This is a genomic window from Halolamina sp., assembly GCF_036626355.1.
GTDB lineage: Archaea > Halobacteriota > Halobacteria > Halobacteriales > Haloferacaceae > Halolamina.
Genome location: NZ_JAZKRY010000060.1, coordinates 1 through 18,046 on the forward strand (window position 1 = coordinate 1; position 18,046 = coordinate 18,046).

The 18,046-nt window shown below is 63.7% G+C and carries 18 protein-coding genes and 1 pseudogene; 8 read left to right on the top strand and 11 right to left on the bottom strand.

Annotated features, from left to right (window positions below; translation table 11 throughout):
* Nucleotides 1-379 precede the first annotated feature (379 nt).
* On the bottom strand, nt 380-1,045 hold the full coding sequence (locus V5A38_RS10275) for a thioredoxin domain-containing protein (protein ID WP_332325672.1): 666 nt from the start codon (nt 1,043-1,045) through the stop codon (nt 380-382).
* Between the two features lie 110 nt (nt 1,046-1,155).
* Here V5A38_RS10275 and V5A38_RS10280 point away from each other — a divergent pair, with 110 nt between their 5' ends.
* The gene (locus tag V5A38_RS10280) at nt 1,156-1,365 is read left to right on the top strand and encodes a hypothetical protein (protein WP_332325673.1); all 210 of its coding nucleotides are present in this window, start codon (nt 1,156-1,158) and stop codon (nt 1,363-1,365) included.
* A 242-nt stretch (nt 1,366-1,607) separates the two neighbouring features.
* Nucleotides 1,608-3,062 (top strand): amidase, encoded by a 1,455-nt coding sequence (locus V5A38_RS10285; RefSeq protein WP_332325674.1) that lies wholly within the window; start codon nt 1,608-1,610, stop codon nt 3,060-3,062.
* A 272-nt stretch (nt 3,063-3,334) separates the two neighbouring features.
* Here the strand turns inward: V5A38_RS10285 and V5A38_RS10290 are convergent, their stop codons facing one another.
* Both V5A38_RS10290 and V5A38_RS10295 read right to left on the bottom strand, forming a co-directional pair.
* Entirely contained in the window at nt 3,335-3,670 is a 336-nt protein-coding gene (locus tag V5A38_RS10290; RefSeq protein WP_332325675.1) for a hypothetical protein, read from the bottom strand.
* Between the two features lie 125 nt (nt 3,671-3,795).
* The gene (locus V5A38_RS10295) at nt 3,796-4,398 is read right to left on the bottom strand and encodes a hypothetical protein (RefSeq protein WP_332325676.1); all 603 of its coding nucleotides are present in this window, start codon (nt 4,396-4,398) and stop codon (nt 3,796-3,798) included.
* A gap of 188 nt (nt 4,399-4,586) precedes the next feature.
* Here V5A38_RS10295 and V5A38_RS10300 point away from each other — a divergent pair.
* Nucleotides 4,587-4,892, top strand: a pseudogene (locus V5A38_RS10300) (zinc ribbon domain-containing protein); the annotation flags it as partial.
* Nucleotides 4,893-5,188: 296 nt separating this feature from the next.
* Nucleotides 5,189-5,617, top strand: a complete 429-nt coding sequence (locus V5A38_RS10305; protein ID WP_345786283.1) for a phosphate-starvation-inducible PsiE family protein — start codon at nt 5,189-5,191, stop codon at nt 5,615-5,617.
* Between the two features lie 773 nt (nt 5,618-6,390).
* Here the strand turns inward: V5A38_RS10305 and V5A38_RS10310 are convergent.
* The 3 genes from V5A38_RS10310 to V5A38_RS10320 form a co-directional block, all read right to left on the bottom strand.
* Nucleotides 6,391-6,630 carry a hypothetical protein gene (locus tag V5A38_RS10310; protein WP_332325678.1) on the bottom strand — a complete coding sequence of 80 codons (240 nt, stop codon included), beginning with the start codon at nt 6,628-6,630 and terminating at the stop codon, nt 6,391-6,393.
* A 530-nt stretch (nt 6,631-7,160) separates the two neighbouring features.
* Nucleotides 7,161-9,437, bottom strand: a complete 2,277-nt coding sequence (locus tag V5A38_RS10315) for a CDC48 family AAA ATPase (RefSeq protein ID WP_332325679.1) — start codon at nt 9,435-9,437, stop codon at nt 7,161-7,163.
* Complete coding sequence (locus V5A38_RS10320) at nt 9,434-9,682, bottom strand: Hsp20/alpha crystallin family protein (protein WP_332325680.1); 249 nt, start codon at nt 9,680-9,682, stop codon at nt 9,434-9,436. The genes V5A38_RS10315 and V5A38_RS10320 overlap by 4 nt, the downstream gene beginning before the upstream one ends.
* Before the next feature lie 252 nt (nt 9,683-9,934).
* Between V5A38_RS10320 and V5A38_RS10325 the strand changes: the two genes are divergently transcribed.
* Together V5A38_RS10325 and V5A38_RS10330 are read left to right on the top strand one after the other, a co-directional pair.
* Nucleotides 9,935-10,705, top strand: coding sequence for an alpha/beta hydrolase (locus V5A38_RS10325; RefSeq protein WP_332325681.1), 771 nt, complete (start codon nt 9,935-9,937; stop codon nt 10,703-10,705).
* Nucleotides 10,705-11,010 carry a DUF5822 domain-containing protein gene (locus V5A38_RS10330; protein WP_332325682.1) on the top strand — a complete coding sequence of 102 codons (306 nt, stop codon included), beginning with the start codon at nt 10,705-10,707 and terminating at the stop codon, nt 11,008-11,010. Before V5A38_RS10325 ends, V5A38_RS10330 begins: the two co-directional genes overlap by 1 nt.
* Here the strand turns inward: V5A38_RS10330 and V5A38_RS10335 are convergent, their stop codons facing one another.
* From V5A38_RS10335 to V5A38_RS10355, 5 genes are all read right to left on the bottom strand, one after another.
* Nucleotides 11,011-11,541: an HAD hydrolase-like protein gene (locus V5A38_RS10335; protein ID WP_332325683.1), complete on the bottom strand. Its 531-nt coding sequence runs from the start codon at nt 11,539-11,541 to the stop codon at nt 11,011-11,013.
* 69 nt (nt 11,542-11,610) lie between these two features.
* The gene (locus V5A38_RS10340; protein ID WP_332325684.1) at nt 11,611-12,756 is read right to left on the bottom strand and encodes an acyl-CoA dehydrogenase family protein; all 1,146 of its coding nucleotides are present in this window, start codon (nt 12,754-12,756) and stop codon (nt 11,611-11,613) included.
* A 78-nt stretch (nt 12,757-12,834) separates the two neighbouring features.
* A complete protein-coding gene (locus tag V5A38_RS10345; protein WP_332325685.1) occupies nt 12,835-14,025 on the bottom strand; it encodes an alanine--tRNA ligase-related protein in 1,191 nt (396 codons plus the stop codon).
* Between the two features lie 68 nt (nt 14,026-14,093).
* Nucleotides 14,094-14,612 carry a transcriptional regulator gene (locus V5A38_RS10350; RefSeq protein ID WP_332325686.1) on the bottom strand — a complete coding sequence of 173 codons (519 nt, stop codon included), beginning with the start codon at nt 14,610-14,612 and terminating at the stop codon, nt 14,094-14,096.
* A gap of 105 nt (nt 14,613-14,717) precedes the next feature.
* The gene (locus V5A38_RS10355) at nt 14,718-15,656 is read right to left on the bottom strand and encodes a DMT family transporter (protein WP_332325687.1); all 939 of its coding nucleotides are present in this window, start codon (nt 15,654-15,656) and stop codon (nt 14,718-14,720) included.
* Between the two features lie 117 nt (nt 15,657-15,773).
* Between V5A38_RS10355 and sucC the strand changes: the two genes are divergently transcribed.
* The gene (sucC, locus tag V5A38_RS10360) at nt 15,774-16,919 is read left to right on the top strand and encodes an ADP-forming succinate--CoA ligase subunit beta (RefSeq protein ID WP_332325688.1); all 1,146 of its coding nucleotides are present in this window, start codon (nt 15,774-15,776) and stop codon (nt 16,917-16,919) included.
* Nucleotides 16,920-16,998: 79 nt separating this feature from the next.
* Complete coding sequence (sucD, locus tag V5A38_RS10365) at nt 16,999-17,868, top strand: succinate--CoA ligase subunit alpha (RefSeq protein ID WP_332325689.1); 870 nt, start codon at nt 16,999-17,001, stop codon at nt 17,866-17,868.
* Nucleotides 17,869-18,046 lie beyond the last annotated feature (178 nt).

Genomic DNA, 18,046 nt, shown 5'->3' on the forward strand with positions numbered 1-18,046 from the left:
TACTGCAGGGTCACTCGGTGATTCTTGGAGCAAAACCAATCTGGATGAGACCGTATGCAGTGAGACGATCAGTCTCAACTTTTGTCGCGCCTTGGAAGCTGCACAACCCCGGAGGATAGACGAGTTTTGGATCGAATCTTCGTCAACTCGTGGTTCTCGTCACCAATCAAGCGTCGGTTTCGAACCCCCGGTCGTAATCAAACGCCAGCTGAGGAGATCGCTAACTAGGCAGTGCCAGGATGGGATCCTGCGCTCCGATCAGCACTTGTTCCAGCCGCTCGACTTCGCGACGGTGTCCTCCGAGATTGTGGCGCTGTTCGCATTCCTGTGGCTGCTGGTGACCGACGCCTCCTCGTAGTGGCGGCAGTCCCCCCTGAGATCACCGTCTGTCCTCGATCGCCGACGAGATCGTCGCATAGTCCGGCCGGTCAATGAGCGTCCCGTCGACGAACACGCTCGGGGTTCCCTGGACGCCACGGTCGAGTCCGGCCTCGCGGTCCGCCTCCAGTACTGGCCGGTAGCGTGCCTCGCTCGCGGCGGTCACTACCGTGTCCGGGTCAGCGTCGACGGCGCCGGCGAGGTCACGAAGGAGTGACTCCGAGTACGTGGGAGAGCCGTCCGTCCAACCTTCCTCGAACAGCCGTTGGGTGAACGTGAAGAACGCCCTGTCGCCGACGGTGTCCTGGACTCCGCGGGCGGCCCCGGGGGCTTCCCACGACCAACGGTCGTCGACCGGGATGGGGAAGTCGTGGTGTTCGTACTGCACGTCACCGGGGTCGACGTACTCGTCAACGAGTCGGGGGTGGACGTCGACGGCGAACGTCCGACAGTGCGGGCACGCGAAGTCCTCGAACACGGCGACCGTCACCGGCGCGTCGTCGGCCCCTTGGACGGGTGTCGGAAGCGACTCAATGGCGTCTGCGGGCGTCTCCTCGTCGGCTTCGCCGCCACCGAGGCAGCCCGCGATAGCGGCGGTTGCGCCTGCAGACAGTCCAGTGAGGACGGCGCGTCTGGTTGGCATCGAGCGTCGAGACGGGTCGGGCATTACACAATATCGGTCCGCACCCGACAACACGGTTGCGGTCGGTCCCCGGAGTTCGAGAGTCGAACCAGTCAACCGCTGCAGTACGCCATCGCCTCGCTGATGGTTTCCTCGTGGCCGCTCAGCGTCACGCGGTCGCCCGGGCGGTCCGCGAGCGCATCTCGGAGCTGAGCGCGGGGGCCGGCACCGGCGGCTCCGGCGAGGACGGCGAGAGCGCGGACAGTGCCCAGTTCGAGGAACTCGTGAGCGACGGCCACAACGGGCGGGCAGGCGGCCAGCGGCAGGACCACGAGGAGACCGGCACCGACCACCAGCAGGACTGATGGGGCTTAGTTTCGGTCAGCCCGTCGTCCGAGTCTGCGTGACGCGCCGGTCGCACCGGCGTTCGAACCCGTCGATTGCAGTAGAGCCAACAGATGGCAGTAGTGGTCAGAATCTCGATTCTATCTCGTTGTCCTTTTCCTTGATTAACGCTTATACCTGTGTGTTATTCGGAATTTTTCAGAAATATTTAGAAGAACTGTCGACCTCAGGATTTATAACCAGGCTGGATACATGGCATGTCATGGCAATCCATGAGTATTCGGCCACGGAATTAGCGGTGAAAATCCGGCAAGGAGATCTCTCTCCGGTTGAAGTCGTCGATGCATATGTAGATCGTATTGAACAAAGAAACGACCGCATCAATGCGTTCGTCACCGTCTGTGACGAACGAGCTCGACAACACGCACAAGAGGCAGAAGACGCGCTGGAACGTGGCGAAGATGTCGGCCCCTTACATGGCGTCCCCGTTGGGATTAAAGATCTTCAGCCAGTCGCAGGTGTACGAACAACGTTCGGTTCAAAACTGTACGAAGACCACGTTCCCGAGGCAGATAGCGAGATCGTCCGTCGTCTCAAAGACGCAGGCGCCATCGTGCTGGGCAAAACCAACGCACCTGAATTCGGTCTCGAAGGAACTACCGATAACTATCTTTTCGGACCGACAAGCACACCATTTGATGCTGAAAAGAATGCAGGAGGGTCCTCGGGGGGGAGTGCAGCGGCAGTTGCTGATGGGTTGGTGCCGATCGCTCAAGGCTCGGACGGCGGTGGATCTATTCGAATCCCGGCCTCTTTCTGCGGTGTTTATGGATTTAAGGCCTCTTTCGGCCGCATTCCGGCAGCTGGTTCACCGAATAAATTTGTCCGTCATACGCCGTTCCTTCACGTCGGACCACTCACTCGGACGGTCGAAGATGCAGCACTACTGATGGATATTCTTGCTGGGCCCAGCCGACACGACCCCTTCTCCTTGCCCGAGACAGAGAGTAGCTATCACCAATCGACTCGTCAACCCATCGACGATCTGGAAATCGCATACTCCCCGGATCTCGGTCTGTTCCCGATCGATGAGCGAGTACAGTCAGCTGTTGAATCTGCGACGACCGATTTAGCGGCAACGGGAGCGACGGTAGAAGAAGCTGAACTCGAATTCGAGTACTCTCGAGCGGAGATCCTGGATGCGTTCGGTACGATGTTCGATGTACACTTCGCGTATCAGGCGGCGTGTGAGATCGACTCTCTCCCAGCGCGAATGGATGACGTGACGCCCGAGATAGCCAAGTCCATTCGGCATGGTGAAGAGTTGAGCGCTGTGGACTACCGATCACTGGAACTCATCCGCACTGCGGTGTTCGACACGATTCAATCCATTTTCGATGACTACGATCTATTGGTTACCCCGACTTTGGCCGTTCCTCCGTTCGATAATGACGACCCGGACATCTTTTCGAACGACATCCTCGTGGGCCCTGGTGAGGTTGCTGGCGAAGAAATCGATCCACGCGATGGCTGGACTCTCTGTACACCGTTTAATATGTCCGGACATCCAGTCGCATCTATTCCCTGTGGGTTCACCGGCGAAAATCTCCCAATTGGCATGCAGATCGTTGGTGGCCGTCACGCGGATACGACCGTGTTAGCGGCGAGTGCTGCATTTGAACGTCTTAGCCCCTGGCAGCAGAACTATCAGGACTGACCGTTCGGAACCCACTCACGATTCGTCTCACACAGGTCGGGCTGTAACGTCATCCCCTCCCGCGTTCCCAGCCCGAAGAACGACGTCGTCTTGGTAGTGGCGTCCGGCCAGCAGGATACCGATCGGCAGAACCATTCATCGTTCTCGATGAACTCCACAGCCGAACGCGCAGGGTTAACCCGGGTTTGACCGAGATTAGTATCCAACCCGACTGATGACCGATAGAATCAGACCGGGTACCCTGTAAACACCATATTGCCCACGTCACCCCGTCAAACCGAGCCAACGGCGACGTCATCCGCGACTTCCTCTCGGTCGCGGACCTCCTCGAAGAGCCACAGCTCGCCCAACTGGACGCGTCTCTCGCCCGAGACGAGGAAGCAATCGTTCAGGCCCTCCGAGGAAGACGGTGGCAAGTTGGTCGCCAAGCACAGGGAAAGCCAGTAACACGGCGAGTACTTGCGTGCCGTGTAGAACACAAGTTCATTCCACGGGAGCAGTACCCCCGACACGGCATATATAACGGCAATTGGCGCCGCTAAGAGACATCCAACCGCGTAGACCGGTCTGTATACGCACCCAAGAATCACGCCGAGTGGGACGGTCATGCCTGCACCGACTGCGAGTAACACCCGGAGAACAGCTGTGCTTTCCCCTGATGGAGTGACGGCCAAACGCAATACATTCAACTAACCGAAGAGTACCCGCGTGGCCGCGGCGTGTGGGAGGTCACTTACTGGTTTTCGAGGGCGTCGAGGATACACGCGGCGGCAATCACCGCCTCTTTTGGGACGTTGCTGGCGTCGTCGATGCTGACCGTGTAGGCGTCCCGCAGCGAGAACTTCCCCTCGATATCGCCGACGTGGTCGCCGTCGGCGTCGAATATTTCGTATTTATTCGGGATGAGGTTCGCAACGGAGATGAGATGCCGGAGCGCCGCGAGGGGTTTGCTCTTTGAGCGGATGGTCGCCAGCGACTCCCCGGAATCGGGGTCCCGAACCGTCCAGTTCTCCACGAACAGCGAGAAGTCCTCGTCGAGGACGACGACCTCTTCGCCGGTGCCCGCATCCGTGATGGCGTAGTTCCCTGCGATGTCCATGATCCCGCCCGCCTTCACCGTGAACGCGTCCTCGTCGTCGCCGGTGAGGAACGGGAACTCCTCTTTCATTTTGAACATTTTCTGCTTCCCGCGCAGGACGACGTCGCCAGCGCTGTCGCGGACGACGTACTTGTTCCGGATTGCTGACTGCTTGACCTCGTAGCGATCGTCGTCGAAATCAACCGTGGAGATGTCGTAGGAGGGTGACGCCGATTTGAACGTGGAAGGCTCGGTCATAGGTAACTTGTAGACCACATTGAAAGATAAAACCTTCTGCATAGATCGAGATCTCATAATACCGGTATTGCTGGGGATAGCCATGGCTGCACTGAATATCCCGCATTCGTTCTAGTTTAATACTATCAGTAAAAAATAGTAATGAATCGCTGTACAGCGAGGGTCTCTCGGACTCCTGCTCCAGTACGTTTGTCGAGTACAAAGCGCCCGATCAGGGCGTCTCCGTGGAGCAAGTCGAGCCGGACCACACGTTCCAACGCTGTTCTCGAACGGACTGCGGGTTCACGCACGACGACAACAGCCACGGAGAACACTTCGAATGCCAGAAGTGCGGGTACGACGTCAACGCGGACTACAACGGCGCAAGGAACATCGGGCTACGGTACGGCCGGAAGCGGACACACAAACTCCGTTCCCCGCCCAAGTCGGGGAGCGGAGACGCAGAAGCAGACCTGCGTATAAATGGTGGGGCGTTGAACGGCGAGAGTCACTAGCCCATTGCTGGCGACTGATTGCCGGGAGTCCACATTAAAGCCCCACCCTCAAGCACCGAGGCGCGTATACGCCGAGGGAGTAGGGTGGGGTAGTTTACGGATGGTTCCGCTCCTACAACCGACAGTATATCTGTCGGACGCCTGTATAACTCGGTGGATGGGCAATCAGCTACCCCACACGAACACGCCGTACTGCATAGATGAGCGGTGATAACAACTCCCGTCATCCAGAGAACCCGTCCGATAGTGGCGAAGGCGGGCCTTCGCGGTCGTTGGCAGAACGGTACTCACTCATCATGGGCCGATTCGTCCACGGAATCGAGTTGGCCGCCGCTACCGTTTTTGCCGTACTCTTCGCAATCGGCGTCGTCGATCTGATGCTCCAGATACTCGGGTCCGCGAGGTCGGGCAGCATCACCGACCCGCTCGTCGTCATCAGCTTCATCGACACGGGACTCCTCCTGCTGATTATCGTCGAGGTGTACCAGACCGTGCTTGCGTACGTCGAAGAGAACGACACCCGACAAATCGTCCAGCTCGTAATCTACACCGGTGTCATAGCGATGGTCAGGAAGGTCATCATCTTTCGAACCGGCGAGTACGCCACGCTCGAGGACGCCTTGTTCGCCGCCGGCGCGTACGCGATTATCATGTTTGCGCTGGTTGCGCTGCTCTTTGCCGAGCGGGTATACGGGAGCGATGCTGCGCTGCTATCCGACGGATAACCCCGGTCGTAATACTGCCGGACAGAACGATGCAACTATCGCTCGCCGTGAATCGGCCGTCACCTGGTGTGATAGTTAGCGGCTGGTGAGCAACTCTGTATTGACTTCTGTCCGGCAGTATAAGCTGTACCGATGATAGTTGGACCCGTGGAATGTAGGCCGCCTCAGGGTTCGTCGTTCACACTCAGCGTTTCACGAATACTCCAACTTTTGGACTCAGAGCTGCATGCTGTATACCCGCACTCTACCCAGCAGGCGACCAAAACCTCTCAGAAAATGGCAGCTCAAAATACCAGGAAGAGCCCACAAGTCAAGTATCGACATTCCGTCAGAAGTCACGTGCTGGTTGTACAGCCGCGCAGGATACGCAGACACTCTCCAATATGGGGTCTGAAAGCGTATTCCCGTCTGAGAATTTCAACGCAGGCCTGCTTGCTCGACACTGAACGATTTATTGATAGAGGACATACTGTACGGTATGGATTCCGTTGACTCGGACACGATGATGGTTGTTGCCGGGGTTGTGCTCAGTCTGCTGGCCCTGATAGAGATTTACTCGAATTGGAAGAACACCCGAGACGGCCCCACAGCGTGACGGCATAGGCAACGCGTCGGACAGTGAGCGGGAGTCGCGACCGTCGCATCACACGGCCGAGCCGACGGCTGGCAGGTTCGGCATTCGAGCACAGTTCGAGAAGGTCGTTTTCCGGGGCGGTTCGACGAGGCCAGCAGGTCTGCAGGCGCCGCGACGATCAACAGCGGCTGTGCCCGTCTCAGTCTTTCATCTCTTCTACGGCCTGCCTGATCTCTTCGAGTTTGAAATACGATGCCAGGGCGAGTATCGTGGTGGGCCACAAGCCGACGAACTGTCCTCGCTGTTTGTCACCACGGACGTAATAGAAGTACAGCGCAAGCACGACGGACCCCATTGACGCTAGTACGGCAGTCCCAAGGCCATCGGTACTAATCTCTTCAATTGCTTCGGCTGTCGATTTGTCGGCCGTATCTGCCATATCTTGAGTTGTTTCTGGAGCATAATATCAGTTTCGCCATACGATCCGCTCGGTAACTCGGTACTGACTGGCCAGCCACAGTGTCGCTGCCGGAACACGGCGTTAGAACCACGCCGTCAGCGCTTTCTCCGCTCTCCAGAATGAAGCCAGCCATCGACGCTGAGCCGCCTGCTCACTGACGGCAATGTGTTATGCCAGCACGACCGTGCCGCAGATACCGTTTTCTCAAGCAGCTCCTGTGCGGATGCGTGTCGCAAAGCCGATTCAGATCGGCGGATTCAAATCCGAAGCACTGACTGACGGTCTGCCGGGCAACGACGGAAATCCTGTCCTCGGCAGCCCCGAGAAGTCCACGTCGCTTGGCGGAATGCTGTATCACCCGCTCTGGCGACTCGACCGAGCCACGCTGCCTGACTCTGGGGAGACTCTGCGCAAGATATACGCGCTGTCTCCAGCACGTCCACCGACACATCTCTCCTGTTGAGGGCAGCAAAAGGGGCTAAAACAGGAAACCCGACGGGTAGTCGAGCTTACTGGAACGTCCGGGCGATAGGTTCCTCCTCCCGCTCGACGTCGCTGCGGTGGAACCGCTTTTCGATCTCCTCGTACTGCTCGCGGGCCTCGTCCGTGACGGAGGGGACGACCTCCTCGAGTGCCTGTTCGAAGTGCTGCATCGTCACGCGGACGTTGCCCACGCTGGTGTCGGCCTCCTCGGGGTCGACGCTGTTGATGAACTCCCGGGTGGCGTTCAGCGACGCCTCGCGGGCGAGCGCTTCGAGGTCGGCGCCGACGTAGCCCTCGGTTCGCATCGCGATCGCGTCGAGATCGACATCGTCGGCCAGCGGCTTGTGCTTCGTGTGGACGTCGAGGATTGCCCGGCGGGCCTCCTCGTCGGGCACCGGCACGTGGACGTGACGGTCCAGGCGACCGGGGCGGATCAGCGCGCTGTCGATGAGGTCCGGGCGGTTGGTCGTCGCGACGACGACCACGTCCTCGAGCGTTTCGAGGCCGTCGAGTTCAGTCAGCAGCTGGCTAACCACGCGCTCGCTGACGCCGGAGTCGCCGGTGTTACGACCGCGCTCGGTCGCGATGGCGTCGATCTCGTCGAAGAACACCACCGTTGGGGCGTTCTCACGAGCCTTGCTGAAGATCTCGCGAACGCCCTTCTCGGACTCGCCGACGTACTTGTCGAGCAGCTCCGGCCCTTTCACGGAGATGAAGTTGCTCTCGGCCTCGTTGGCCACGGCCTTCGCCAGCAGCGTCTTCCCGGTGCCGGGCGGACCGTAGAGCAGCACGCCTTTCGCGCTCTCGACGTCCATCTGTTCAAACACATCGGGGTAGTCGAGTGGCCACTGGATCGTCTCGCGCAGGCGCTCCTTGGTGCCCTCGAGACCACCCACGTCCGTCCAGGTGACGTCGGGGACTTCGACGAACACCTCCCGGAGCGCGCTGGGCTCGATCCCCCGCAGCGCCTCCTTGAAGTCCTCCTCGGTGACGTCGAGGCGTTCGAGCGTCTCGGCGTCGATCTCGTCAGCCTCCAGGTCGAGCTCCGGACGGAAGCGCCGGAGCGCGATCATCGCCGACTCCTTGGCCAGCGACGCCAGGTCGGCGCCGACGAAGCCGTGGGTGTTCTCGGCGAGCTGGTCGAGATCCACGTCGTCTGCAAGCGGCATGTTGCGCGTGTGGACCTGCAGGATCTCCTCGCGGCCGTTGGTGTCGGGCACGCCGATCTCGATCTCGCGGTCGAAGCGCCCGCCACGGCGGAGCGCGGGGTCGATGGCGTCGAGGCGGTTCGTGGCGCCGATGACGACGAGTTCGCCGCGCTCCTCCAGGCCGTCCATCAGCGAGAGCAGCTGCGCGACGACACGGCGCTCCACGTCGCCGCCGGCCTCGTCACGCTGGGGGGCGATGGAGTCGAGCTCGTCCATGAAGATGATGGCCGGGCCCTCCTCCTGGGCCTCCTCGAACACTTCACGGAGCTGCTCCTCGGACTCCCCGTAGTACTTGCTCATGATCTCGGGGCCCGAGATCGTGTGGAACGAGGCGTCGATCTCGTTGGCCACAGCTTTCGCGATGAGCGTCTTCCCCGTGCCGGGCGGGCCGTGCAGCAGCACGCCCTTCGGCGGCTCGATACCGAGCCGGCCGAACAGCTCGGGGTGGCGCATCGGCAGTTCGATCATCTCACGGACCTGCTCGAGCTCCCTGTCGAGCCCACCGATGTCCTCGTAGGTGACGTCGGGCATCTCGGCGCCGTCACCGGCGCCGGCCCCGGTTGGGCCGGTCTGCTGGAGCTGCTCTGCGGGCTGCTGGCTGATCTCCACCTCCGTGCTGTCGGTGATGACCACCGTGCCATCCGGGGTGGTGTCAGCGATCTTCAGCGGCACTGCCTGCCCCTGCCCGCCCATGAAGCCGAAGCCGAGTGGGAGCTGCACGTCCTGGCCGGCGGTCACCGGCTGGCCCGAGAGCTCCTTGCGGAGCAGGCCGCCGATGTCGCCGCGGATGTTCATGTTCTGGGGAAGGGCGACGGTGACCCGTTCGGCGGGGTTCACGTCGGCGGGGTCGACCTCGACGCGGTCGTCGATACCGACACTCGCCTCCTGGCGAAGTCGGCCGTCGATACGCACCACGCCGGTGCCGTCGTCCTCCGGGTAGCCGGGCCAGACTCGCGCGATTGCGGTGCCCTGTGTCCCCTCGATGCGGATGAAATCACCGCCGGAGAGCTCCATCTCCTCGGCGGCGACTCGGTCGACCGCCGCGAGGCGGCGGCCGGCGTCTTTCTGTTTCAGCGGTTTGACTGTGAGCTTCATTTCGGCACCTCGATGGCGAGTACACTGTTGTTCACGCTCGTTTCCTCGGCTTCACCTGGGAGATCGAACTCGGATTCGGTGATGTCGTCGCCGTTCTCGACGACGACGATGGCCGTCGTCCCGACGGTGTCGACGGTGACCTCACCCTCGACCCCGCGCATGTCGAGTGCAACGACGAAGCTATCGTCGTACTCGTAGACGCGGCCGAACTGCTTCTCACTGATGCTACGTTGGTGAGTATCCATTAGCTAACTCCAAGTAATCGTCCTAACTATATAAACCTACCGCCACTTAATCGCATGAGGGAAGCGACTACTGTCGAACTAAGTGGGGTAGCGGTTCGGTTCCAGGAGCGGACGATTCCCTCGGCCATCGGGCCCGGAACGACCTGGGGCTGGGGCGGGATGGAGCCGCGGACTCGTGGGAGCGACGGGTGGCGGCGGCCTCGAACAACACGCGTCCCGCGGATTTATGCCCGGTCCCAGCGAGATACTGGTATGGAACGGGTTTCTCACCACGGACGCGAGACAGCATACCGTCGGTCGGCGCGAACCGACGACGGGCCGGGGCTTCTCTGTATCCACGGGAGTGGGGGAAGCAGACGGGTGTGGAAGGCCCAGGCCCGGCTCGCCGACCGAACGCCGGTGACGGCAGTGGATCTCAGCGACCATGGAGAGAGCGGGAGCTGCGTGGCCGAATCCGGCTACGAGACGCTCTCGGCGTATGCCGACGACGTTGTTGCTGTCGCTGAAGAGACCGGCGACCGGGTGCTCTGTGGAAGTTCGCTCGGCGGCGCTGTCGCGATGCTGATTGCGCTGGATCGGGACCTCGACCTGGACGGGCTGGTGCTCGCAGGGACGGGCCCGCGCCTGCCCGTGCTCGATGACCTGCTGGTCTGGCTGAAGACGGATTTCGACCGGGCCATCGAGTTCCTCCAGGGGCCCGACCGGCTGTTCCACGGCCCTGATGCGGAGTACGCTGAACTGACCGAGGAAGCCCTCCGGGAGACCGGACAGGCCGTCTCCACGCGGGATTTCCGAACCTGCCATGCGTTCGACGTGCGCGACCGGCTGGACGAAATCGAGGGCCCCGCGCTCGCTGTCGTCGGCGAGTACGATAAGCTGACGCCGCCGTATTATCACGAGTCGCTGGCCGAGGAGCTTCCGTACTGTGAGCTGGCAGTCATCGAAGATGCTGCCCATCTCGCGATGCTCGAACAGCCCGAGGCGTTCAACACCGCGCTGTCCTCGTTCCTCGACCGTCTCTGATGCCCGAACACGTCGGCACCACTGACCCCGACGGGGTCGATTTCGGCTGGGTGATGCAGACGACGTTCGTCCTCACCATCATCGTCGGCGCGCCCGTCGTGACGCTGCTTTCGACCCAGGCGACGCTGCCGGACTGGGGGTCACGCCTCTCCTTCGCGGTTCGCGTGGGTGCGGTGGTCTGGATTCTCACCGGCACGGCGGTGTATCTCTACGCGCACAGGCAGGAGCAGGCGGACTCAGAACAGAGTGACGAAGAAATAGAGAGCGGGACAGTGGAGACGGCGGCGGACGGTACCGACGACTGATTACTCGACCCAGCGGAACGATACACCGGCTCGCCTGGCGGCCACCTCGTCGCGCTCGGAGTCGCCGACGAACTCCGCGCTCGCGGGCTCGACGCCCATCGCGGACAGCGTCGCCAGCAGCGGCTCGGGGTCGGGTTTATGCGTCGCCACTGAGTCCCGCCCGATGACCGCGTCGACTCTGTCCGTGAGCCCGTGGACCGCCAGCGCCTCTCGGCAGGCCGCCTCGCAGTTGAGCGAGCAGACACCCACCGGGCCAGTTGACTCGGCGAGTTCGTTGGCCAGCGGCAGGCGAGCCGACTCACGGGCGGCCTCGCGCTCGTGGGCGCCCACGGCGGCTTCGAAGGCGTCGACAGTGCCAGTCTCGCTGGCGAGTTCCAGCAGCCCCCAGAGATCCGTGCCGTCGGGGTCGACCCCGGCGTCGCGGAGTGCCTCGGCGGCGTCCTCGGCGGCGGCGCCCCAGTCGACGGGGAGGCGGACGAGCGTGCCGTCGAGGTCGTAGACGACCGGCCGTGTTTCCGTGGGGTCCTGCATAGCTCAGGGGAGGGGTTCCGTGCTGAAAACGGTCGTGCTGGTTGGGCGGTGGAAAACGGGGGCAGTGCGCTACTCCAGCAGGTCCCGCGCGATGATGGTTTTCTGAATCTCGCTGGTTCCCTCGTAGATGGTGGTGATCTTCGCATCGCGGTAGAACCGCTCGACGTCGAACTCCGACATGTAACCGTAGCCGCCGTGGATCTGGACCGCCTCGTTGGTCACGTCCATTGCGGCCTCGCTCGCGAAGTATTTTGCCATCGAGGCGATGCCCCGCGGGTCCTCGCCGTTGTCGGCCATGCGGGCCGTCTCCCGGCAGAGCAGGCGCGCGGCCTGGACCTGTGTTGCCATGTCGGCGATTTTGTGCCGGATGGTCTGGATGTCGCCGATTGGCTTGCCGAACTGTTCGCGGTCGCCGGCGTACTCGATGGCTTCGTCGAGTGCGGCCTGGGCCAGTCCCACCGCCTGCGAGGCGATGCCGAGCCGCCCGCCGGTGAGGATACGGAACGCCGCCGAGAGCCCCTTGCCCTCCGGAGTGAGGCGATATTTCTCGGGAATCTCGACGTCGTCGAACGTCATCCCGGTGGTGTCGCTGGCGCGCAGCCCGAGTTTGTGCTCCTTCTTCCCGACTTCGACGCCGTCGTAGTCGCCCGGGACGAGGAACTGCGTGATGGAGCCCCGGTCTTCGGGCTCGGTTTTGGCGAAGACGATGTAGACGCCCGCGCGCTCGCCGTTGGTGATCCACTGCTTCTCGCCGTCGATGACGTAGCCGTCTTCGGTCGGCTCAGCGGTGGTCGTCATCTCCGCGGGGTTCGAGCCCGCGCCGGGTTCCGAGAGACAGAACGCGCCGACGGGGCGGCCGTCGACCATCTCTGGGAGCCACTCCGCTTTGACCTCGTCGCTGCCGAACTCCGCGATGCAGGAGGTGGCCAGACAGTGAACCGAGAGCGCCGTCGCCACCGCGAGGTGGCCGTAGGCGATCGCCTCGTTCACGACGGCGTAGGTGCCGCTGTCGGCGTCGAAGCCGCCGTACTCCTCGGGGACGGTCAGTCCGGTGATGTCGAGTTCGGCGAGGCCGTCCCACGCCTCCTCGGGGAATGACTCCTCGGCGTCGGCCTCCTGGGCGGCGGGTCGGAGTTCCTCGACGGCGAACTCGTGGACCACGTCGCGAATCGCGCGCTGCTCCGCCGTCAGGGCGGAGTCTGTACGAAGCTCCATATCCAGTTCTGGTCCCGCCGGCGCAAAAGCGGTCCGACTCGGGCGGCCTGCTCGGGTCTCCCCACGCGCTGTATCTTCTCACTCCCGCAGGTAGCCGACCAGTTCCATCGGCGACACCGGAATACCGCCGCCCTGGGCGAACGTCGGCCCGCCGCCACCGCCGCCGCCGAACTCCTCGGTCACGTCGCCGACAATCTCGTTGGCGTCCTCCGAGCCGTCGGTGGCGACGACGACGAACGTCTCGCCAGAGCTACCGGCGACGGCAACCACGTTAGCCTCATCGCCGGCGAGTTCCTGCAGGTCCCCCTGGAGATCGTTGGGAGAGAATCCCTCCACGGCGCCGACGAGCCACGACTCACCATCGCGTTCGACCGGCTCCAGGTCGGCCAGCCGGTGCTCCAGTAGTTCGGCTTTGAGCTCTCGGACTTCGCCCTGGAGTTCGTCGCGCTCGGCTTTGAGCCGGCCGACAGCGTCTGGAACCCCGGGGATGGCGACGTCCAGTTCGGCCGCGGCGGCGCGGGCGGCCCCGTGGGATTCGGCGGCGGTGTCGATGCCGACCGGGCCGACGGCGAACTCGACACGTGTCGCACCCTCACCGGGGTTCGACCGGTCGAGCACGCGAATCGGACCGATCTCCTCGGTGTTCCGGAGGTGCGTGCCGCCGCAGGCCGCCACGTCCCAGCCCTCGACGGTGACGACGCGCACTTCGTCGGCCTCGCTCATCACGCCCTCTTCGGTTTTGGTGTTGAACGCCACCTCCTCGCGATCGCGCGCGGTCTCTGGGGACTGGTACTCCCAGGTAACGGGGAGGGAGTCCCAGACGGCGCGGTTGGCCAGCCGCTCCATCTCGACCAGCCGCTCGTCGGTGATGTCGGAGTCGGCGGTGAAATCCACTCGCACTTTCTCGGCGTCGATGTCGAAGCCGGCGTAGCCGACGTCCTCGAGCACGCGCCGGCCCGCCCCGAACAGCACGTGGCTAGCGGTGTGAGCCCGCCGACAGTAGGTACGGAACGCGGCGTCGACGACGCAGTGGACCGTCTCGCCGGCCGCGAGGCCATGGTCTTCGTCAGCGAGCGCGTGGACGACGCCGAACGGGTACTCCTGGACGTCGACGACCTCGATATCGTCGATGACGCCGGAATCGGCGGGCTGGCCGCCGCTCTCGGCGTAGAAGTAGGTTTCCTCGAGCACCACGTTGGCGCCGTCGACGGAGGCGACTTCGGTGTCGAACGAGAGGGTGTCGGGGTTGTCGGGCGCGAGCGATTGCATAGCCGTCGGATATTACCCGGGGAGCAAAAAGGGCGCGGCTGCCTGGTCGCGTGGCGCCTCGTGGGGAGCTACGATTCGGCCAGTTGGATATCGAAGCGCTGTTGTAACTTCCCGATGACGGAGCCGCCGACGTCCGCACGGATCGCGCGGCCCTCCTCCACGGCGAGGAGGTCGGACTCATCGATCTCGACCTCCTCGGCGACCTCCTCGATGGTGAGCCCCTCAGCCTGGCGAGCCTCCGTGACCTCATCGCCGTACCCCGAGACGAGGTAGGGGAGGCTGTCGCCATCGTACTCCGTGTTCTCCACCCAGTCGTCGGTGCCGCCACTGGCGTCCATCACCTTCGCGGTGTTGCGGGCGGCCCGCTTCTTGCGGTTCGCGGGCTGATTGTCGCGCGTCCCGCCCTGCTTCTCGCGTTTCTTGCGGTCCGTGTGGCGGTTCTCCCCCATCGGCTCGCAGTCAGCACAGACCAGCAGTTCGGCGCCGGCGACGTTCGCCTTTCTGAGCGACGCCGTCTCGCTCCCGCAGAGCTCGCAGGCGTCGCCGTCGTCGCCGCCCCCGCCGCTTCCGGTCGAATATTTGGCCATGGGCTACACACGTGCCGAGGACGCTTTAATTCGTGGTGGTGATTCGGTGTAGCCAGCTGCTCGTGCGCTCGCCCCCGGTCGCTCGTGGGTGATCGTCCTCCTGTGTTACAGCCCGAACGCCGCGAGCAGCGCCGGTCCGGAGGTGACCAGCGCGACGCCGAGCACCACAAGTGCGGCCCCCAGCACGACCCCGCGGGTCACCCGTTCGAGGTCACCGAGCAGGAAGTACGCGAAGACGGTGGTGAACAGCGGCGCCGTCGCCGCCAGCGGGTCGACGACGGCGACCGTCCCCTCCGGATGCCGAAAGGCGGCGAATAGCGAGAGCAGGGCGACGGCGGTGATGACGCCGCTGCCGGCGAAGTAGCCCCAGGTCTCCCGCGGCGAGTTGCGGATTTCGCCCAGGCGCCCGCCGGCCACCGCGTAGCCGAACAGCACAACCAGCGCCGCCAGTTCGTTCAACGCCACCGCTTCCAGCGATGTCACGTCGGAACTCGTCAGGCCGTAGCGCCGGAGCACGTTGCCGATCGCGAAACAGCCCGCCGCAGCGATAGGAAAGAGCAGTTCGTAGGGCTCCCAGCCGCTGATGTCGCCGCCTTTCGCCAGCGCGAGCGTGGCGAGCCCGATAACCAGCACGACGACGCCGACAGCCGTCGACAGCGCCGCCGCCTCGCCGAGAAAGAGCACCGCGAGTATCGTGGCGAACAGCGGCCGCGCCGAGACGCCGGCGCTGTTGACGCTCGCGCCCACCCGGTCGACGCCGGTGAACGTCGCCAGCCGACCCAGTGCCGTCCCGAACACGCCGGCCAGCAGGAAGACGACGAGGGTCTCCGTCGTCAGCCCCGAGAACGCGCCGCCGCCCCGCAGCACGGCGAGCGCGACAAGATAGAGCGAGCTATCGACGAGCACGACTACCAGCGACGCCTGCAGCGAACTCCCGCCCGCAGCCATCCCGCGCTTGGAGAGTATCGGTGAGAACCCCCACAGCAGCGCTGGGACGAGCGCGAGGGCGTACACCACCGGCGGTGCAGCGAGCGTCTCAGCCATGACCGGCCGAAACCCCGCCGCGCACAAGGGGGCGTCGGTTCCGGCAGTCGGGCCAGGGGCGGCGACCCACGTATCGACGGGATTTATGCGGAGGACGCCCCCCATTTCAGACGCACGATGAAGCTACACGAGTACCAGGCGAAGGAAATCTTCGAGGAGGCCGGCATCCCCGTCCCGGCGTCCACGCTCGCCTCGACGCCGGAGGAGGTCGTGGATGCGGTCGGGGAGCTCGGCTTCCCCGCTGCGGTGAAAGCGCAGGTCCACGTCGGCGGCCGGGGGAAAGCTGGCGGAATCAAGATCGTCGAGAGCGAGGCGGAGGCCCGCGAGGCCGCCGAGGATATCCTCGGGATGGACCTCAAAGGCTACACCGTCGACAAACTGCTTGTCGAGAAGGGCGTCGATTTCGTCGACGAACTCTACGTCGGCATCACGATGGACCGGACCGCCGGTGAGCCAGTTGCGATGGTGTCGACCGAGGGCGGCGTCGATATCGAGCAGGTCGCCGAGGAGCAGCCCGAGGCCATCGCTCGCGAGCATATCGATCCCGCGTTCGGGATGCACCCCTTCGAGTCCCGGAAGGCCGTCTACGACGCCGGCGTCGAGCAGCAGTTCGCCCGCGACGTGTCGAGCATCCTCTCGACGCTGTTCGACCTCTACGAGAAACACGACGCCTCCGACATCGAGGTCAATCCCGTGATGATCACGGCCGACGACGGCGTGGTCGCGGCCGACGCCGTGATGAACATCGACGACGACGCGCTGTTCCGCCAGCCAGAACTCGCCGACATGGCCGAGGAGAGCTACCAGAGCGACCTCGAGCGCAAGGCCGGCGAGTACGGCTTCGACTACGTCCGGCTCTCGGGCAACGTCGGCATCATCGGCAACGGTGCGGGGCTGGTGATGACGACGCTCGACCTGGTCGACTACTACGGCGGCGAACCCGCCAACTTCCTCGACATCGGCGGCGGCGCCAAGGCCGAGCGCGTGACGCAGGCGCTTGACATGGTGTTCTCCGACGAGAACGTCGACTCGGTCGTCTTCAACATCTTCGGCGGCATCACCAGGGGCGACGAGGTGGCCCGGGGGATCAACGAGGCCCTGGAGCAGTTCGACGAGATCCCGAAACCAGTGACAGTTCGGCTCGCGGGCACCCGCGCGGCCGAGGGAATGGCGGTCCTGAACACCGACCTCGTCCAGGTCGAGGAGACGCTGGAGGCGGCGGTCCAGCGGGCGGTTGCTGACGCTGAGGAGGTGAACAAATGAGTTCAATCGTTCGTTCGTTCGTTCGCATGGCTCGCTCACCCACGCACGATAGCCTCACGCTCACCACGAGGTGGTTCGCGTGAGTATTCTCGTCGACGACGACACCCGCGTCGTGGTACAGGGCATCACCGGCGGGGAAGGGAAGTTCCACGCCGACCAGATGATGGAGTACGGCACCAACGTGGTCGCCGGTGCCGTCCCGGGCAAAGGCGGGCAGGAGGCCGCTGGTGTTCCGGTGTACAACACGGTCGAGGAGGCCGCCGTCGAGGAGGACGCCGACGCGTCGGTCATCTTCGTTCCGCCGGCGTTCGCTGCCGACGCCATCTTCGAGGCGCTCGACGCGCCGCTTTCCCTCGCCGTCGCCATCACCGAAGGCGTTCCCACCCAGGACATGTCCAAGGTGAACAAGCGACTGACTGAGGTCGACACCCGGCTTATCGGGCCGAACTGTCCGGGGCTCATCACTCCCGGCGAGGCGAAACTGGGCATCCTGCCGGGCAACATCTTCTCCGACGGTAACGTCGGGCTCGTCTCCCGCTCTGGCACCCTGACCTACCAGGTCGTCGACAGCCTCACCAGCCGCGGTATCGGGCAGACCACCGCGGTCGGTATCGGGGGCGACCCGATTATCGGCACGTCGTTCATCGACGCCCTGGAACTGTTCGAGGCGGACGACGAAACGGAGGCTGTCGTGATGTGCGGCGAGATCGGCGGCGAGGACGAGGAGCGGGCCGCCGCGTACATCGACGAGCAGATGCATACGCCCGTCGCCGGCTTCATCGCCGGCCGCACCGCCCCGCCGGGCAAGCGGATGGGCCACGCTGGCGCCATCGTCTCCGGCAGCGGCACCGGGACGGCGGAGTCGAAAATCACCGCTCTCAACGAGGCAGGCGTTCCCGTCGGAGACACGCCAGAGGAAGTCGCTGACAGCGTCGAACAGTTCTTCTAACCCGCCATCTCCCGGGTTTCCGTTCCGGCTTTCGGCTCAGTCCCCGTTGTCGAGAGCGGCCGACTCGGCGTCGTTCGAGCGGTTCGGCGTCGACGCCAGCCCGGGGGTATCGCTCGCGATGGTTTCAGCCAACACCGAGTCCAGGCCGCGCCGGATGCGCTCGGAGACGGCCTGCTCG

What these genes read in the sequence shown, in the direction of transcription:
- V5A38_RS10275 (WP_332325672.1), bottom strand. Translation starts at nt 1,045, where the DNA reads ATGCCCGACCCGTCTCGACGCTCGATGCCAACCAGACGCGCCGTCCTC.
- V5A38_RS10285 (WP_332325674.1), top strand. Translation starts at nt 1,608, where the DNA reads ATGGCAATCCATGAGTATTCGGCCACGGAATTAGCGGTGAAAATCCGG.
- V5A38_RS10290 (WP_332325675.1), bottom strand. Translation starts at nt 3,670, where the DNA reads ATGACCGTCCCACTCGGCGTGATTCTTGGGTGCGTATACAGACCGGTC.
- V5A38_RS10295 (WP_332325676.1), bottom strand. Translation starts at nt 4,398, where the DNA reads ATGACCGAGCCTTCCACGTTCAAATCGGCGTCACCCTCCTACGACATC.
- V5A38_RS10305 (WP_345786283.1), top strand. Translation starts at nt 5,189, where the DNA reads ATGGGCCGATTCGTCCACGGAATCGAGTTGGCCGCCGCTACCGTTTTT.
- V5A38_RS10310 (WP_332325678.1), bottom strand. Translation starts at nt 6,630, where the DNA reads ATGGCAGATACGGCCGACAAATCGACAGCCGAAGCAATTGAAGAGATT.
- V5A38_RS10315 (WP_332325679.1), bottom strand. Translation starts at nt 9,437, where the DNA reads ATGAAGCTCACAGTCAAACCGCTGAAACAGAAAGACGCCGGCCGCCGC.
- V5A38_RS10320 (WP_332325680.1), bottom strand. Translation starts at nt 9,682, where the DNA reads ATGGATACTCACCAACGTAGCATCAGTGAGAAGCAGTTCGGCCGCGTC.
- V5A38_RS10325 (WP_332325681.1), top strand. Translation starts at nt 9,935, where the DNA reads ATGGAACGGGTTTCTCACCACGGACGCGAGACAGCATACCGTCGGTCG.
- V5A38_RS10330 (WP_332325682.1), top strand. Translation starts at nt 10,705, where the DNA reads ATGCCCGAACACGTCGGCACCACTGACCCCGACGGGGTCGATTTCGGC.
- V5A38_RS10335 (WP_332325683.1), bottom strand. Translation starts at nt 11,541, where the DNA reads ATGCAGGACCCCACGGAAACACGGCCGGTCGTCTACGACCTCGACGGC.
- V5A38_RS10340 (WP_332325684.1), bottom strand. Translation starts at nt 12,756, where the DNA reads ATGGAGCTTCGTACAGACTCCGCCCTGACGGCGGAGCAGCGCGCGATT.
- V5A38_RS10345 (WP_332325685.1), bottom strand. Translation starts at nt 14,025, where the DNA reads ATGCAATCGCTCGCGCCCGACAACCCCGACACCCTCTCGTTCGACACC.
- V5A38_RS10350 (WP_332325686.1), bottom strand. Translation starts at nt 14,612, where the DNA reads ATGGCCAAATATTCGACCGGAAGCGGCGGGGGCGGCGACGACGGCGAC.
- V5A38_RS10355 (WP_332325687.1), bottom strand. Translation starts at nt 15,656, where the DNA reads ATGGCTGAGACGCTCGCTGCACCGCCGGTGGTGTACGCCCTCGCGCTC.
- sucC (WP_332325688.1), top strand. Translation starts at nt 15,774, where the DNA reads ATGAAGCTACACGAGTACCAGGCGAAGGAAATCTTCGAGGAGGCCGGC.